15 protein-coding genes and 1 pseudogene are annotated in these 14,547 nt (G+C 37.3%); 1 reads left to right on the top strand and 15 read right to left on the bottom strand.

The window, feature by feature from the left end:
• Both F4V44_RS11580 and F4V44_RS27810 read right to left on the bottom strand, forming a co-directional pair.
• Positions 1–812 (bottom strand): RNA-guided endonuclease TnpB family protein (locus F4V44_RS11580; RefSeq protein WP_150440187.1); only part of this gene is annotated, 812 nt, incomplete at its 3' end.
• Positions 813–1,212: 400 nt separating this feature from the next.
• Positions 1,213–1,308, bottom strand: a pseudogene (locus F4V44_RS27810) (GNAT family N-acetyltransferase); the annotation flags it as partial.
• A 216-nt stretch (positions 1,309–1,524) separates the two neighbouring features.
• Here F4V44_RS27810 and F4V44_RS11575 point away from each other — a divergent pair.
• Positions 1,525–1,797, top strand: coding sequence for a hypothetical protein (locus F4V44_RS11575; protein ID WP_150440186.1), 273 nt, complete (start codon positions 1,525–1,527; stop codon positions 1,795–1,797).
• Between the two features lie 242 nt (positions 1,798–2,039).
• Here F4V44_RS11575 and F4V44_RS11570 read toward each other — a convergent pair whose 3' ends face one another.
• From F4V44_RS11570 to F4V44_RS11510, 13 genes are all read right to left on the bottom strand, one after another.
• On the bottom strand, positions 2,040–3,017 hold the full coding sequence (locus F4V44_RS11570) for a coiled-coil domain-containing protein (protein ID WP_150440185.1): 978 nt from the start codon (positions 3,015–3,017) through the stop codon (positions 2,040–2,042).
• 9 nt (positions 3,018–3,026) lie between these two features.
• Entirely contained in the window at positions 3,027–4,103 is a 1,077-nt protein-coding gene (locus tag F4V44_RS11565; protein ID WP_150440184.1) for a hypothetical protein, read from the bottom strand.
• A gap of 150 nt (positions 4,104–4,253) precedes the next feature.
• Positions 4,254–4,451 (bottom strand): CLC_0170 family protein, encoded by a 198-nt coding sequence (locus F4V44_RS11560; protein WP_150440183.1) that lies wholly within the window; start codon positions 4,449–4,451, stop codon positions 4,254–4,256.
• Between the two features lie 22 nt (positions 4,452–4,473).
• On the bottom strand, positions 4,474–5,703 hold the full coding sequence (locus tag F4V44_RS11555) for a Ger(x)C family spore germination protein (protein WP_150440182.1): 1,230 nt from the start codon (positions 5,701–5,703) through the stop codon (positions 4,474–4,476).
• Positions 5,684–6,793 (bottom strand): GerAB/ArcD/ProY family transporter, encoded by a 1,110-nt coding sequence (locus F4V44_RS11550; protein WP_150440181.1) that lies wholly within the window; start codon positions 6,791–6,793, stop codon positions 5,684–5,686. The genes F4V44_RS11555 and F4V44_RS11550 overlap by 20 nt, the downstream gene beginning before the upstream one ends.
• Positions 6,741–8,417, bottom strand: a complete 1,677-nt coding sequence (locus F4V44_RS11545) for a spore germination protein (RefSeq protein WP_150440180.1) — start codon at positions 8,415–8,417, stop codon at positions 6,741–6,743. Before F4V44_RS11545 ends, F4V44_RS11550 begins: the two co-directional genes overlap by 53 nt.
• Before the next feature lie 153 nt (positions 8,418–8,570).
• Positions 8,571–9,542 carry a cation diffusion facilitator family transporter gene (locus tag F4V44_RS11540; protein WP_150440179.1) on the bottom strand — a complete coding sequence of 324 codons (972 nt, stop codon included), beginning with the start codon at positions 9,540–9,542 and terminating at the stop codon, positions 8,571–8,573.
• A 172-nt stretch (positions 9,543–9,714) separates the two neighbouring features.
• A complete protein-coding gene (locus F4V44_RS11535) occupies positions 9,715–10,131 on the bottom strand; it encodes an SRPBCC domain-containing protein (RefSeq protein WP_150440178.1) in 417 nt (138 codons plus the stop codon).
• Positions 10,132–10,230: 99 nt separating this feature from the next.
• A complete protein-coding gene (locus F4V44_RS11530) occupies positions 10,231–11,595 on the bottom strand; it encodes a citrate/2-methylcitrate synthase (RefSeq protein ID WP_150440177.1) in 1,365 nt (454 codons plus the stop codon).
• Between the two features lie 137 nt (positions 11,596–11,732).
• On the bottom strand, positions 11,733–11,939 hold the full coding sequence (locus F4V44_RS11525) for a gamma-type small acid-soluble spore protein (protein WP_150440176.1): 207 nt from the start codon (positions 11,937–11,939) through the stop codon (positions 11,733–11,735).
• A 136-nt stretch (positions 11,940–12,075) separates the two neighbouring features.
• On the bottom strand, positions 12,076–12,606 hold the full coding sequence (locus F4V44_RS11520) for a response regulator (protein WP_150440175.1): 531 nt from the start codon (positions 12,604–12,606) through the stop codon (positions 12,076–12,078).
• A 71-nt stretch (positions 12,607–12,677) separates the two neighbouring features.
• Positions 12,678–13,709: a fatty acid desaturase gene (locus F4V44_RS11515; RefSeq protein WP_150440174.1), complete on the bottom strand. Its 1,032-nt coding sequence runs from the start codon at positions 13,707–13,709 to the stop codon at positions 12,678–12,680.
• Positions 13,710–13,903: 194 nt separating this feature from the next.
• The gene (locus F4V44_RS11510) at positions 13,904–14,536 is read right to left on the bottom strand and encodes an FMN-dependent NADH-azoreductase (RefSeq protein WP_150440173.1); all 633 of its coding nucleotides are present in this window, start codon (positions 14,534–14,536) and stop codon (positions 13,904–13,906) included.
• Positions 14,537–14,547 lie beyond the last annotated feature (11 nt).

Here is a 14,547-nt window from a genome sequence, read left to right as displayed (position 1 = left end):
TGTTGTAATTTCTTATAATTAGAGGAACCCTTTTTCTTGTTTTTTAGTTGACGTTGTAAGGCGGCTAATTTAGATAAGTACCCTTTTAAATAGCGTGGATTATCTATTTTATTGCCGTTCGAATCGATTAAAAAATGAGTTAAACCTAGATCACAACCAATCATTTGGTCTATAGGTACAGAGGTCCAATCGATTTCCTTTTTTAAAGATACAACTTCCTCTATCTTGAGTGAAATATGGGTTTGACCACTGCTATGAATCGACACCGTAGCCCCTTTAATTTTTCCATTGAATCCATCCTCTTTAAACAACTGGACTTGTTTTTTTGAAAACTTCACTTTGACCCAACCTAATTTTGGTAGTTTCACTTGTCTTTTTTCACTATCCAAGGCAATATTTCCATTGGTTTCTTTGGTGGAATAACTTTGTTTGGATTGATGTTTCGATTTAAATTTGGGGTATTTATTTTGTCCCTTAAAAAAGCGGTCAAATGCCTCATCCACTTGTTCCATGGCACATTCTAAGGCATATTTATCTGGTATTTTTAACCATTTAAATTCAGGATGGTCTTTTAAAGTCAAAAACGACTTTTTAAATTCTCCATAGCCTAACGTCTGCCCCGTCTCACGATAAACTTCTTGTTTTTCATTTAAATAAAAGTTAAACGTAAAACGTGCGCAGCCGATGGAATGCCTGATTAATTCCTGTTGTTTGGGTGTTGTTATGGCACGAACTTTCATTCCATAATGATGGAGCTTTAATCCATCCTTTGCCAACTCTTTATTACGCTGTTCAACGGTTTTCTTTACCATAACAAACACCTCCTTGATTTTGACCCTATAGGTTTATTTTACCATATAGAACGTACGTTTGTCTTGTGATAACGCATATCATCTAGTAAAAGTTTTTTTCTAAAGAAAAAACGCCCTTACTCATGACTGAAGTCACAAGTGTGCGGGCGTAGCTCATCAATTTTATGAATAAAGGTCTTCTTAATATATAGCTTCGACCATTTGATGCAGAGTTACACTTTTAGATAAAGATTTATTTGACCAAGAAAAAACCGCATACACATGCGGTCCAATTGGTTCTTCAAATGACTAATACCCATCCCTATATATTTATGAAATTTATCTATAAGTGTATGGGTATTCGACCCGTTTTACTGAAAAGTTGAATATTTTCAGACATTATTATCTGAAAGGATGTATTCATTCCGACTAGTGGTTCGCCAACAAATGCATACATGACATACCAGCTTTGCTTACACATTTCTTCTAACTTGTATATACTTGAGTTAAGAGAATTAGTTTACATAATATTATTCTAGTAATCTAATTTATTTTCAGTGACTGCTTCCATTACAATTTTTATTTTTCATTTAAATAAATATGTGAATAGAGAGCTCTTTTGGATATTTAATTGCTTGAACCGGCATGATTCCTCGCATAATTATAGATTTTCCAGGGATAATAGCTATGTATTCACAAGTCTTACTAAATATTTGAAAAGGAAGGTAACAGAATGTCTGAATTAGAACCCCTACAATATGAAACAGGAACCGCCATTCGTGATTATGACATTATCAATGTAAAGCATACACCGCTTGGTTATGAGGTTTTACTTAATATTAATTTGGACAGCGGTTATTCCCTGACCAGAACAACATTGGATATCACTCACGAGGATTTAGACGGCTACGAAACAAATAATATTGAGGAAGGAATAAAATGTGCCCTAGGTTTCTTTGAAATTCCATTGGACGATGATACAACGTCCAGCCAGCCATTGCAATAATCTTTCAAAATACTCTTTTTGCTCCTCCATATGACTATTTTGGAAAATCCAACAAATTAAAAATTCATCATATATAATATAAAAACAAAAGTACGTTCCTATAAGGATGAATTGAATGACAGCAAACATATCTGAGGAGCTTGAAAAACTAATTAATGAGAAAATCTATCATGAGTACCATTCTGCTGCTTCCATTCCCCGAATTGGAAAATAAGAGAATCGTACTCATGTTCACTAGTAACTTAAATAATAAACTGCAAACCAATTAAAATAGCTTCTACTGCTACAACGGTAATAAGAATATTGGTTTTCAACGATTGTTTTTTTTCAGTCTTTACTAAATCTGCTTTACTAGTTAAATTCGTTGTGATGGTTTCGAGCATTTTTTCGTTCTGCCTGCTTTGAGCTTTAATATGAGCGGCCACTTGTTCATGCCAATGTAAAATTTCTGCTTTATGTGCTTCATCATGGTTATACTGCTGCACGCTCCAGTTTTCATGCAGCTGGGTCACCTTGTTAATCAATGCTTCTTCACGCACCACTAACAGGTTTTTCAAGGCTTGTTCATGGATTTGATAATTTTTTTCATATGACTTAAATAGTTCTTCCCAGCGCTCGTCCATTTGCTGTAAGGTTTCGCCCATTACCGTTAATTTTTCTTCTGTTTCTGTTATTTGTTTCTTTGTTAGGGTCACATATGCTCTATTTTGTTCCAAAAATTCTTTATTTTTTCCATCTGCCAATGACAGCTTTTGAATAAACTCGTTAATATGATCAGAGACGGATGAAACGGCCTTAATCGCCTCATCAACCAAATCCTTATTATTCTTTTCGATGTTTTGCTGCAGCCCATTTGTTAGCATCGTATAATCTTTTACACTTTTTTGCAGTTTTTCATAGACTGCCAAGAGCTGCGTTTTTTCATTTTCTATCAATTCAAGATTGGTTTGAGTCATTGTCTGTTGCTGTCTTTCAATGAACTCCTTCATTTCAGTCTGCTGATTCTCCAGCTGACGAATGAAACCTTCTCCTTGACGCACAATATGTTCCGCTTCAGTCTTAAACTCTTGAATATTACTATTTGTCAAATGCTCAATATGGCTTTCTAACTGTTTAATCTTTCCTTTAAAATCATCATAAAAAAGATCATCATTTAACTTTTTTAGCTCATTGACTGCTTCTTCATAATCCTTTTTTGTTGGTAATTCTGTTTTAACCATATTATCCCCTCATATATTCATAGATTCGATAATGTTTTCCCCATCCTGTTGCAGCAGCTGCAAATATTGAGCAGCAATCCAGCGCTCTTGTGGGTTTTCGGATAGAAACTTATGTTGTAATTCTTTCTTGTATAACAGCCAATGCTTAATAAAATAACCTTGCAGCTGCCTGGCATGATCACAATCTCTTTCCCACATTTCGTCTGCTTTTTCATACTCTGTACGCAGGTAATCTCTTTTTTCCTCAATCTCAGTCAGCTCATTCTGTAATTGGCTGATTGTTTCTTCTTTCGTTCTTTTTAAAACTTCTGCTTCATGCGCTAAACGATTGTATATGTCTGATGCCTCATTCAAATAAGCCTGCAGAACATTCTGATAGGCTTGATACATCTCTTCTAGCCAAACCGTTGCTTCATCGGATAGCCGATTAAACGCTTTATCATATCTGCTCTTTAACCAATATGAATCTATTTTTTGTTTAATTTTCGGAATCGGGTCCAGCTTTGGTAATTCTAAATGGACGATTTTTAACAAGTTTAAACTGTTTGTCCGCTCTTTTATTTCCATTAGCTGATTTTCAATCTTTTTTTCGACTGTAATTTGCAATTGAATGGCATTACGATTGAGAATGCTTGCTTTTTTATGATTCGCGTCATACTTTAAGAAATTTTTCACAAAAGAGTCTTTATCCATGCGTTTCATTTCTTGAATAATTGTTTTAATGTCATTTGAAAATTCTTTATAATTCTCTATTTTACTTGAAAATTCATGATTCTTCATGTGAAAAAAGTTCAATTCCAGGTCCATTTGAGCTTTTTTTTCAAAAATGATTTGCTCGAGCTTTTCTAGTTCTTTTTCATGTATTTCATTTTCTTGTTTTCTTACTTTTTCTGCTAGTTCTAAACAATTCATCAAGCTTTGAAAGGATTCTTTGTCCACAACAGTATTTACTGAAATCTCTCGAGGATGATGATAATGTTCAATTTTTTGAACGTCTAATCGAACGAAGTGATTCAAAAATTCCTTTTTCGCATGAAAAGCCCATTCGTATCTTTTATTATGTAAATCAGTCACTACTTGATTCATTCAACATGTCAACTCCATAGAAATTCTATTATATGCGAGTTTCCCTTATATTGACTGTACCATTAAACTACAACTGCGGTAAACAGTTGTACACAAATTCATTCAAAAGGCCGGTTCTGTTATTTAGGATTTCATAGAACCGGCACTTACTTACCAAGTTATCTGTTGATAGATCCAATTGGATAAAAAGATGATGATACCTAGTGAGATGTTTGTCCAGCCTAATAGTTTCGCCGTTCTTTTTTCTTTTTTCAATTTGGCATGCTTATAAGCTGTCACATCTTCAATTAATAGTAAACATCCGGTGATTTCAAAAATAAATACAGCATATCCAAGGAATCCAATCATATTTTAAACTGAACCCCCTCCTCTATTTAGCCTTCATACCCGTCCGTCTAATCTTTGTCGATACTTCTACTTCGCAAGAAAGATTTTCATAAATATCCTGCCAATTTTTTTTTGTTTTTATCTGTTTGTTCCAGTACTTCGGTAATTTTGCCCGAAAATGCTCTCCAAAGCCAAAAATATCTGACTTTGACTCCTTTGTCTCGTCAATTAATTTTTCTAAACTTTGGCCGGCTCCTTTTGAGAATTCCTTTTCAAAACTTGATAAATATTCCTTTTTTATATGTGAAGGATGAGTGCTTTCTACCTCTTCAATTTCACTTTCATAATGGACTTTGACTAAGATATGCGGTTTTCCATTTTTTAAACTTGCTTTTACTTTTGTTTTTCGTTTTACTGCACGCACCAATACAGCCTGTTCCATCTCAGAAGCTTTAATAAAGACTCCATACCCTCCTTGTTCTGCCCCAATCCCAGCCATAAAACTGCCAATTTGCAACGGTTGGGTCTTTCCAACCATTTTGTCTCCACTGAAGTAGGCAAGACCGTTAATTTGGATATTTGATTTTCCTTTAATTGTAAAATAGGGCAAATAGGCATCTTGTCCCTTGCTTGAAAGAATAGACCAAAACATCCCGATAAAAGTAGGCGGAAACTTTCCCAATTGAATTAAACTGTCAACCATCTCCGCTAAATAAAGAGAAGGGACACGCTCCAACTCAGGCCTAATCTTCATATATTCTGAAGCTTTCTCCTTAGAAATCACGAGTGAAGCTGTTCTTCGAATTTGGGGGTTCCTTCTGAGATAGTCAGTAAAACGACCCACGCCATCTCTTGCCAATTCTTCATGTAAAACAATTAATCGTAAGTGACCTAGAAAAACCTCCGTTGCCAATTCTTGTTGAATATTAAGCAGAGCATCTTCTAACGTATGCCCCACCGCACGAACGACGAGTACTGGACTTTTTTCCCCGCCTCCAATCTGTGGACCTAATGGAATTCTCCCTGGAATGGCAATTTGCACAGTTAACTCAATCATTCGTTCTTCAGGAATTGGAATCTTTCCTTTTAGATGGTTAATCTCATCCTCTTTTTCCTCTGCATTTGGCCCGGCATTATCAATCCCAATGGCTAAAATGGTCGCACGCTTTTCGATTTCACGACTATCCCAGCAGCCAGTTATAAGAGACAGCAAAAGAGTTATGACTAAAAGTAACAAAAGGGGCCGCTTCCACCTATGCTTGTTTAGACTCACCCTTTTTCCTCCTCTTACTTTTCAGTACATCAATCATAAACAAGAATGTTGGGTATATAATCGTGACAATTAAACCTGCCCTTCCGGCAATCTTAATTACATCATATAATTGGACAATATTTTCAGGCAGCATGGCTAAAATAAAAATAAAAGGAAGCATAAAATAAGCAAGCATTTTATGATCCTGTAAACGAAACAGCTGCTTGACCGAATGTATGGTTAAAAAGTAGGTAGCAAAAATTGTCGTAAACACAGCAATCACCCAGACCGCAATAAAAATAACATCCAATCGCTGTAAAACATTTCCCGGCAATGACGTCGTACGTGCAAGCTCTAGTGTAGGCCAATACAGTCTTTTAATTTCCTCAGCACCAAAAATGGCCACAGTCGCAAGGACAAGTAACACATATAGCCCGCCAGAAATAAAAATAGCCCACCAGCTGGCTTTCATCGCCGACTTTGGATTTTTCAAAGATGGAATAATTAACGTCATGATAAAAGACCCTTGAAATAATGCAGCAATGGTTAATGCACCAAAGAAACTATCCTGAATGTTACTTGATAAAAATGGCCGTACATTAAGAAAGTTCGCATTTTTTAAAGATAACGCTACAATAATTAAAACTGGCGCTAAAATAATAGGAATGTAAAAATTGTGTATATAGGCAAATGTATTCATCGTATTTCGTGCACTTATGGCGGCTAATAAAAGCATGACAAGTACCGTTACCTCTAATGGCGTTTCAAGCAATACAGCTGTGATAACGACAGCTCCGAACTCACGCGCGGCAAGAGCTGTTAAAACCGAAAAAAATATAATGACAAATAAGCTAAAAAATCGCCCCAGCCATTTTCCTAGAATATCCTCACTATAGGTGATAATTGATTTATCCGAATATCGAATGCCAAGCTTTGTAACAATAAACAATCCAAATGCGGCGATTGCAATTCCTAAAAGAGTGATAAACGGAGCACCCGTCTCCCCTGCTCTTACAGCAAACAGCGGGAGAGGCAGGACACCTACTCCAATAATTGTACTAATTAAGATTGTCGCCGCTTGAACCGTTGTGACCTCTTTTGAATCCGCCACTCTTTGCTTCCTCCCGCTGATCATTTCCTACCTTATTATGTTGTAACACTTTATTTTTTACTTCTCCCAACCTGTCACGATTTGTTGGCTGTAAAAAAACAGGCCTTTTTGGCATCCACCATAAAGGACTTCTGATAATAACATCCTTCAAACCTTGAGCGTTTCCTGGACTTACTGGCGACATATACGGAACACCAAATGATTTCAAGGAAAGCATATGGTTAAAGATGAAGATGATTCCAACTACCACTCCATAAAGACCAAAAATCCCTGCTAGAATAAGGATTGGAAAACGAAGCATTCTCAGTGCAAAGGCTGCCACATAAGCTGGGGTCGCAAAAGAACCGATAGAAGTTAAGGCAATGACGACAACCGTAATGGGACTAGCTAGACCAGCATTAACGGCCGCTTCTCCGACTACTAGCACCCCTACAATAGACAGGGCTCCGCCAACTTGCTTTGGCATCCGGACAGTAGCTTCTCTCAATACCTCCATCGCTACCTCAATGATTAATACTTCTACAACTGCCGGATAAGGAACACCCGCCCGTCCCCCGGCTACTGCTACAGCAAATTCTGTCGGAAGCAGTTCAGGGTTAAATGAGATAAACGATACATATAGAGATGGGAAAATAAGGGAAAAAACTAACGCCTGCATCCTGGCAAGTCTAGCAAAACTGCCCATTAAGAATCTTGACGAATAGTCATCAAAGGTCTGATAGAACTGATTAAATACAACGGGCACAATGAGGGCAAACGGTGAACCATCTACTAAGATAGCCACACGCCCCTCTGCGAGATTGGCCACTGTTTTATCGGGTCTTTCCGTGCTTTGTGTTTGTGGAAAAGGAGAAAATGGATTATCTTCGACGAATTGTTCTATATAGCCTATATCTAAAACAGCATCAATATCAATTTCTGATAATCGTTTCTCTACTTCTTTTATTACCTTATCCTCGGCAATTCCTTTTAAATAACAAATCGCAACCACTGATTTTGTCAGACGGCCGATTTCCATTTTTTTGATACAGAGGTCAGGAGTTGGCAATCTGGCACGAATCAAAGCGATATTCGTAGTAATGCTCTCAATATAACTTTCCCGTGGTCCTAAAATGGCCTGTTCTGTTTCGGGTGATTTGATGGAGCGTTTTTCAACTTTCCTCGTTCCAATATGGATGGCTTCGTCTATTCCCTCAATGATAATAACGGTTTCGCCGCGCAAAATGACATTAACTAATTGATCTAGCCTATGTTCGCGTTTGGTCTGACTATCAAAAAGAGTTTCTTCCATAAGAACGGTTACAAGCTCTTGCTTCGATATTTCTCTCTGTAATAAATGCTCCGGCACATACATTAATGGCTTCAAAATTTCGTTATTGATTCGATCTTGATCAGTAATGTTTGAAAAATAGAACAGAACCGCATGAAAACGTCCAAAAATGCGAAATTGCTTTACAACAAAATCATCACTGCCCGCTAGCATTTCCTTCATAAATTGAATCGTTGTCTCTATTGATTCTGTTAGCCGATTTGTTTCAATTTCTTCTAAAGCCTTACTCGGAATTTCCTTGGCTTCCGCTTTACGGCCCGCTTTCTTTTGTCTTTTCCGGCGAAATAAAAACATGATTTCACCACTTTTTTATCTTTAGAATGCACCAGATTTTCATATTTATTCCTATTAATGAAGGCCTTGACAGATAAAAGTATAGGTAAAAGCATGGGGACTGGTTCTATTATTCCCATTAGGAGTAATAGAACCAGTCCCCATGCATCAACTCTAATTCCCAGGGAGTAGATTGCGATCCCATGTTTGAAAACCATCGTCTTCGTCAAATTCAATGATGACGTCGGTAACGCCTTTAATTTGTTGAATTTTATCTTCGATTCGATCCTTTATATCATCTGCCTCTGCGACTGTCAGTGAAGGATTAATTTCCAGTTTCATTTCAATATGATAATCTTCTCCTTCTTTAACAGCATACAGTGTTTGGATATCTTTAATTTCTGGATTGGTAAAAATATACTGGGCTATTTGTTCTTCTAATTCTTGATCGGCTTCTCCAAGTACACCCTTTGCATTATCTAAGAATACTCTTCCTACCACATAAAACATCATTAAACCAATGAGGATAGAAGCAATTCCTTCTGCTGCATGCAGGCCTGCAAAATAGGAAAGCAGGATTCCGATAATAGCAATGACCCCGCCAAGGGTAGCAACCAAATCCTCCATGAAAACAAGCTTTGTTGCCGGCTTCGCCCTATTTAAACTGCCGAAGCTCTTAGTAACAATCCCTAATCCACTTGCCTCCGTTCCAGCTTCATGGAGAATCTCTTTCATCGCTTTATAAAGTACATATCCCTCCAATAAAACGGCTAGGGTCAAAACAGAAAGATTAATCGCTATCCCAGTAGATTCAGTAGGATGAAGGAGGTGATGGTAGCCTTCCTTGATTGTTTCATAGCTCATAATGCCAACAATAAGCACAGCTCCAAGAAGAACTAAATTGACAAGCCGGCCAAACCCATTTGGAAAACGTTCATTTGGCATTTTTTTACTCAAGGCGCTTCCGATAAAAACGAAAAACTGGTTTGCTGCATCGCCAAAGGAATGCATCGTTTCTGCAAACATTGCCACATTCCCAGTAAAAAGATAAGCAGCACCTTTAACTAGCGCTATAATCGTATTCACTATTGAAGCAATAAGAGATGACTTATTCCCATGTTTCAACAAATTTTCCTTTTTTACCATAGTTCCCCTCCACAGATGAAAAATAGTCATTTTGCTTAGTATTCGCCTCTTCTTGCTAATTATGTGAAAAGGGACAGTTCTCTTGCTTCCCTTTTCTGAATGTTCGAATAAGGAAGCAAGAGAACCATCCCTCTCTATTTCATCAAAATAAAGCAGTTGAACCGCTAAAATATCATTTAACTAATGATGCTCGTAGAGTAGAGATTCCACATTCCACGTAAGCCTTTAAACAAGACAGCATATAAACCCAGCCTTCCTTATTGTCTATTAAACGCTCAACATCATTTTCATCAAAGCCATCTTCATTTACTTCAATAATTGTGGTCGAAGGATGTTCCTCTTTTAGAGTGATTGTAGTGGTATGACCGTCTTCATCTTCAAAAACAATTTTTTCGTTTGTTTTAATTTCTGTGATTTTAACTACCACTTCTGCATCATATTCATCATATCTCAATGTAATTGTCTTCCCGGCTTCCCATCTTCCTGAGCTGGAAGAAAACCAAAAATTCCCGATTTTAGCTGGATCCACAAAAGCCTCAAAAACCTCATGAGCCTGCTTATTAATTTTCATTTTCGTCAGATTATTCATTCTTCCCTACTCATCCTTTCATTAGAAGCAGAGAAACGGATTTCTCGCCTTCCCTTTCAAATGCTGTAAATAAAGAAGCAGGGGAACCTGCCTCCTGCTTCAGCCGCGCTCTTGGATATTGGTATATTGTCTTTCTAATCCGATACTTTTATAGGCTGGTCGAATAATTTTGTCTACATTGATAAGTTCTTCTAAGCGATGAGCGCTCCAGCCGACGATTCTAGCCATCGCAAAGAGTGGCGTATAAAGCTCTACCGGGATATCAAGCATGCTGTAAACAAAACCGCTTAAGAAATCAACATTCGCACTGACCCCTTTATAGATGCGTCGTTCTTTCGCAATGACTTCTGGAGCCATTTTCTCAATCATCGTATATAATTCAAAATCTTCTCTTCTTCCTTTTTCATCGGCCAGATTTCCAACAAACTTCCTAAATACTTGTTCCCTTGGATCAGAGATAGAATAGACGGCATGTCCCATTCCGTAGATTAATCCTCTCTTATCAAAGGCTTCTTTGTTGAGAATTTTTGTTAGATAGGCTTTTATCTCCTCTTCATCCTTAAGGTCTGACACATGGGCTTTGATGTCCTGTACCATCTCGACTACCTTGATATTGGCTCCCCCATGTTTTGGACCTTTTAGTGAAGATAAGGCAGCCGCAATAACTGAGTAAGTATCGGACCCTGCGGAGGATACAACTCTTGTGGTAAAGGTCGAATTATTTCCTCCGCCATGTTCCATATGAAGCACTAAAGCCACATCGAGTACTCTAGCCTCCACCTCTGAATATTGTTTATTCGGCCGAAGCATTCTTAAGATATTTTCCGCCATGGAAAGTTTATCGTCTGGTCTGTGAATATAGAGACTATCATCACATTCAAAGTGATTATAAGCATGATAGCCATACACACAAAGCATCGGAAACATGCTGATTAGCATCAAACATTGCCGTAATACGTTCTCCAATGACATATCATTGATTTTCTCATCATATGAAGCCAATGTAAGGACACTCTTCGTCAAGGAGTTCATTATATCTTGACTAGGAGCCTTCATAATGACATCTCTTGTAAAATTTTTTGGCAAATTTCGTGAGTCCCTTAAAACTTCTTTAAACTCCTTCAGTTGTTCTTCGTTAGGAAGAGACGAAAATAAAAGCAAATACGTAATCTCTTCAAACCCATAACGTTTATTCACAAACCCTTGAACTAAATCATGGATATTATAGCCTTGATAGTACAGCCTTCCTTCAATGGGTACGATTTTCCCATCAATTTCTTCTGTGGATTCAATGGTTGAAATTTTTGTAAGCCCGGCAAGTACCCCCTTACCGTTTTTATCCCTCAGCCCGCGCTTCACCCCATATTCATCAAATAATTCTGGATCAATCTTGCTATTTTTTTTTAGGATTCTACTGTATTGATACGTGTAGTTTTCAATAATTTCTCTTTTTTGTTCCTGCATCATTACCCACCCATTCTCAAGATTTCATTTTGATTCATTATTTTCTAATTATGCCCAAACCCACTATAAAAAATGAGATGTCAGGCACCATAACTGGACAATGTAGATACATTTGTCTTTTCGTGGAGCCTGACACCTTACTCGCTTGATTGTTGATTTCTCCTCTTCACTTCTTCCACATTCGTATCACTATAAATTCGCGTACCCTTTCCACCTGTTGTTTGTGCCAACCATGCTTTTACTTCATTGTATGACATACCTGAATGTGCATTTAGTCTTTTCACTTCCTCAATGTTTGTTCCCGTCACGGTATAAGTTTTATAATCATGATTGTTGTGATCCATCAAAAAGCAACCTCCATTCTATTTCTATTACTTTTCCATCAAAAATCTAAGATAATCCGTCAAAAAAAAGCAAAATAAAAACTCCTTTCAACTATATGAAAGGAGCATAATAAAACATATAAAATTCATTAAAATCCTAACCCGTCGGCAGCTTCATTTTATCGATAATAGTTGAAAAATATCTTTTAACATTCATTAGCGCTTTATAAGTCCGATTACACGTTTCGTTTTGAGAATGGGAGGAATGTTCAATCCTTTTTCTATTAATAGAGGAAACATGATCCGCTAGTTCAGGAGAATATATTTGGTTACCGTTCATGATGCTGCGTATAGAAGATACTAATTCATGACTTGGGCTGTCTTTGAGCAAATATCCTCTAACACCTGCTTGTTGAGCACGTTCCATATATCCCATTCTTGCAAAGGTTGTCATGATAATGATTCTACATCCTGTAGAATATAAAGCATCTGCCGCATCAAGTCCGTTCATAACAGGCATCTCGATATCCATGATACAAATATCAGGCTGCATTTCCTGTACAAGCGCAACGGCCTCTTTACCATTCTTTGCCTGACCAATTACTTCCATATCCTCTTCCAGATTTAGAAGTGTACCTATTACGCTTAATAACAGTTCTTGATCCTCAGCTATGACAATTCGTATCATGTCAATCTCTCCTGCATTTTTTCGGAAACTGCGCTAAAATAGAAACTCCCCATGATAAGGGGAGTAATCGATTAATGTTCAGGTTTCACTTGAACATTAACTCTCTTCTTCGCTAATCGTTTGACGTCTCTAAAACTAACAAACGTTTTGTTTTTCTCATCCCATAATCGAAAACGGAGTGACTTCAAGCTTGTAGCTAACGTTATCGTTGGAACGTTTTGCAATGGCGGTGTATTATTATGCGCCTCTTCTAATTGATAGTTCGGCACACGCGGGCTTAAATGGTGAACATGATGGTATCCAATATTCCCTGTTAAAAATTGAATAAACTTAGGAAGCTTGTAGAAGGAGCTTCCTTCCACCGCAGCTTTCACATATTCCCAATCAGGATCTTCTTCAAAATAAGAATCCTCAAATGTATGTTGAATATAGAACAACCAAATACCTGCCGAACCTGCCAGCAAGAAAATAGAACCATGAACGAGCAAAACCGATTGCCAGCCAACTCCCCAAACGAGCAATCCAACTAAAGAAACAATAATAATATTTGTCAAATACGTGTTCAAACGTTCCTTCTTTTTCGCATCTTTACGATTAAATCTATTTTTCAATAAAAACTGAAAAATCGGTCCTAACACTAACAGTACGAATGGATTACGGTAAAAACGATAACCCATGCGAGTACGAAGTGGTGCATTAACATATTCATCAATTGTTAATGTCCAAATATCACCTGTTCCGCGTTTATCCAAGTTCCCGCTTGTCGCATGATGAATGGAATGCTCACGTCCCCATTTATCAAACGGAAATAAAGTCATAACACCCATGGCCGTTCCGACGATGCGATTGAGACGTCGGTTCTTAAAGAATGAATGATGTGTGCAATCATGAAAAATAATGAAGATTCTTACCAAAAAGCCTGCAGCAATCACAATCGGACCTAACGCTAACCAATAAGAAACGGAAAGACTAATATAGGCAAGATACCATAAGGCAATAAATGGTACGACCGTGTTTATCAGCTGCCAAACACTTTCTTTTGTTGTTGATTTTTCAAAAGGAGCTATCTGTTTTTTTAACATATTTGTCTTTTGTGAGGTCATATGATTTTAATTCCCTTCCTTGTTTTGAATCGTTATATCCTACTATAAAGAAAGGGAGTCATGGATGTAAGTAGCAGGTGTCATGTACAAGATATGACAAATGTCACACTGCTCCATTTTGCCGTTAGTCAGGTATTTATTTACAAAGAAAAACAGCCCCTTACATGAGGAGCTGTCTTCGTTAAATACTTATATTATGCAGTCACAGCTGAAAGATTTTTAGCAGCAGCTGCCACCTTTTCTAATCCTTCGGCAATAATTTTTTCTGCTTGATCTGGCATTGCAGCGTGACCTTCGATAATTACTTCGTCGATGATTTCCATACCGAATACGCCGCCAGAGATGTTTTTGATATAGTTTGCAGCCATTTCTAATGGTGCTGCTTCTGGAGTTGAGTAAATGCCGCCGCGTGCACTAAGTACGATGAATTTTTTATCTTTTAATAATCCAACTAATTGGCCGTTTTCATCATATTTAAATGAATAGCCTGCTTGGTACACATAATCAATAAATGTTTGTAATTTAGCTGGAATAGTTAGATTCCATAATGGGAATGCAAATACCACTACATCTGCTTCTGTTAGAGCATCCATTGCCTTTTGTTTCGCTGCTAAAATACGCTTTTCAACATCTGTCATTTCTTCGCCTGATTCTACTTTACCGAACGCATTGAATAAGTCTTGACCAAAGTATGGCATATCTTCTTCAAATACATCATATGTTGAAACGTTGACACCTTCTAGATTATTCATGAAAGTTTCATACATTTTACTTGAAACAGCCTCTGAAGCTGGACGGTTATTTGCTTTTACTACTAAAATATTCATTTATTTTATTT

Origin of the sequence: Niallia endozanthoxylica (genome assembly GCF_008710145.1) — a bacterium.
Classification (GTDB): domain Bacteria; phylum Bacillota; class Bacilli; order Bacillales; family Cytobacillaceae; genus Bacillus_BD; species Bacillus_BD endozanthoxylica.
This window is presented reverse-complemented; position numbering and strand designations above follow the sequence as displayed.

Excerpts from the sequence above, each read along its gene's own strand:
- F4V44_RS11530 (WP_150440177.1), bottom strand. The coding sequence starts at position 11,595 with ATGCAGGAACAAAAAAGAGAAATTATTGAAAACTACACGTATCAATAC.
- F4V44_RS11520 (WP_150440175.1), bottom strand. The coding sequence starts at position 12,606 with ATGATACGAATTGTCATAGCTGAGGATCAAGAACTGTTATTAAGCGTA.
- F4V44_RS11575 (WP_150440186.1), top strand. The coding sequence starts at position 1,525 with ATGTCTGAATTAGAACCCCTACAATATGAAACAGGAACCGCCATTCGT.
- F4V44_RS11515 (WP_150440174.1), bottom strand. The coding sequence starts at position 13,709 with ATGACCTCACAAAAGACAAATATGTTAAAAAAACAGATAGCTCCTTTT.
- F4V44_RS11560 (WP_150440183.1), bottom strand. The coding sequence starts at position 4,451 with ATGATTGGATTCCTTGGATATGCTGTATTTATTTTTGAAATCACCGGA.
- F4V44_RS11545 (WP_150440180.1), bottom strand. The coding sequence starts at position 8,417 with ATGTTTTTATTTCGCCGGAAAAGACAAAAGAAAGCGGGCCGTAAAGCG.
- F4V44_RS11570 (WP_150440185.1), bottom strand. The coding sequence starts at position 3,017 with ATGGTTAAAACAGAATTACCAACAAAAAAGGATTATGAAGAAGCAGTC.
- F4V44_RS11540 (WP_150440179.1), bottom strand. The coding sequence starts at position 9,542 with ATGGTAAAAAAGGAAAATTTGTTGAAACATGGGAATAAGTCATCTCTT.
- F4V44_RS11510 (WP_150440173.1), bottom strand. The coding sequence starts at position 14,536 with ATGAATATTTTAGTAGTAAAAGCAAATAACCGTCCAGCTTCAGAGGCT.
- F4V44_RS11565 (WP_150440184.1), bottom strand. The coding sequence starts at position 4,103 with ATGAATCAAGTAGTGACTGATTTACATAATAAAAGATACGAATGGGCT.
- F4V44_RS11525 (WP_150440176.1), bottom strand. The coding sequence starts at position 11,939 with ATGGATCACAACAATCATGATTATAAAACTTATACCGTGACGGGAACA.
- F4V44_RS11535 (WP_150440178.1), bottom strand. The coding sequence starts at position 10,131 with ATGAATAATCTGACGAAAATGAAAATTAATAAGCAGGCTCATGAGGTT.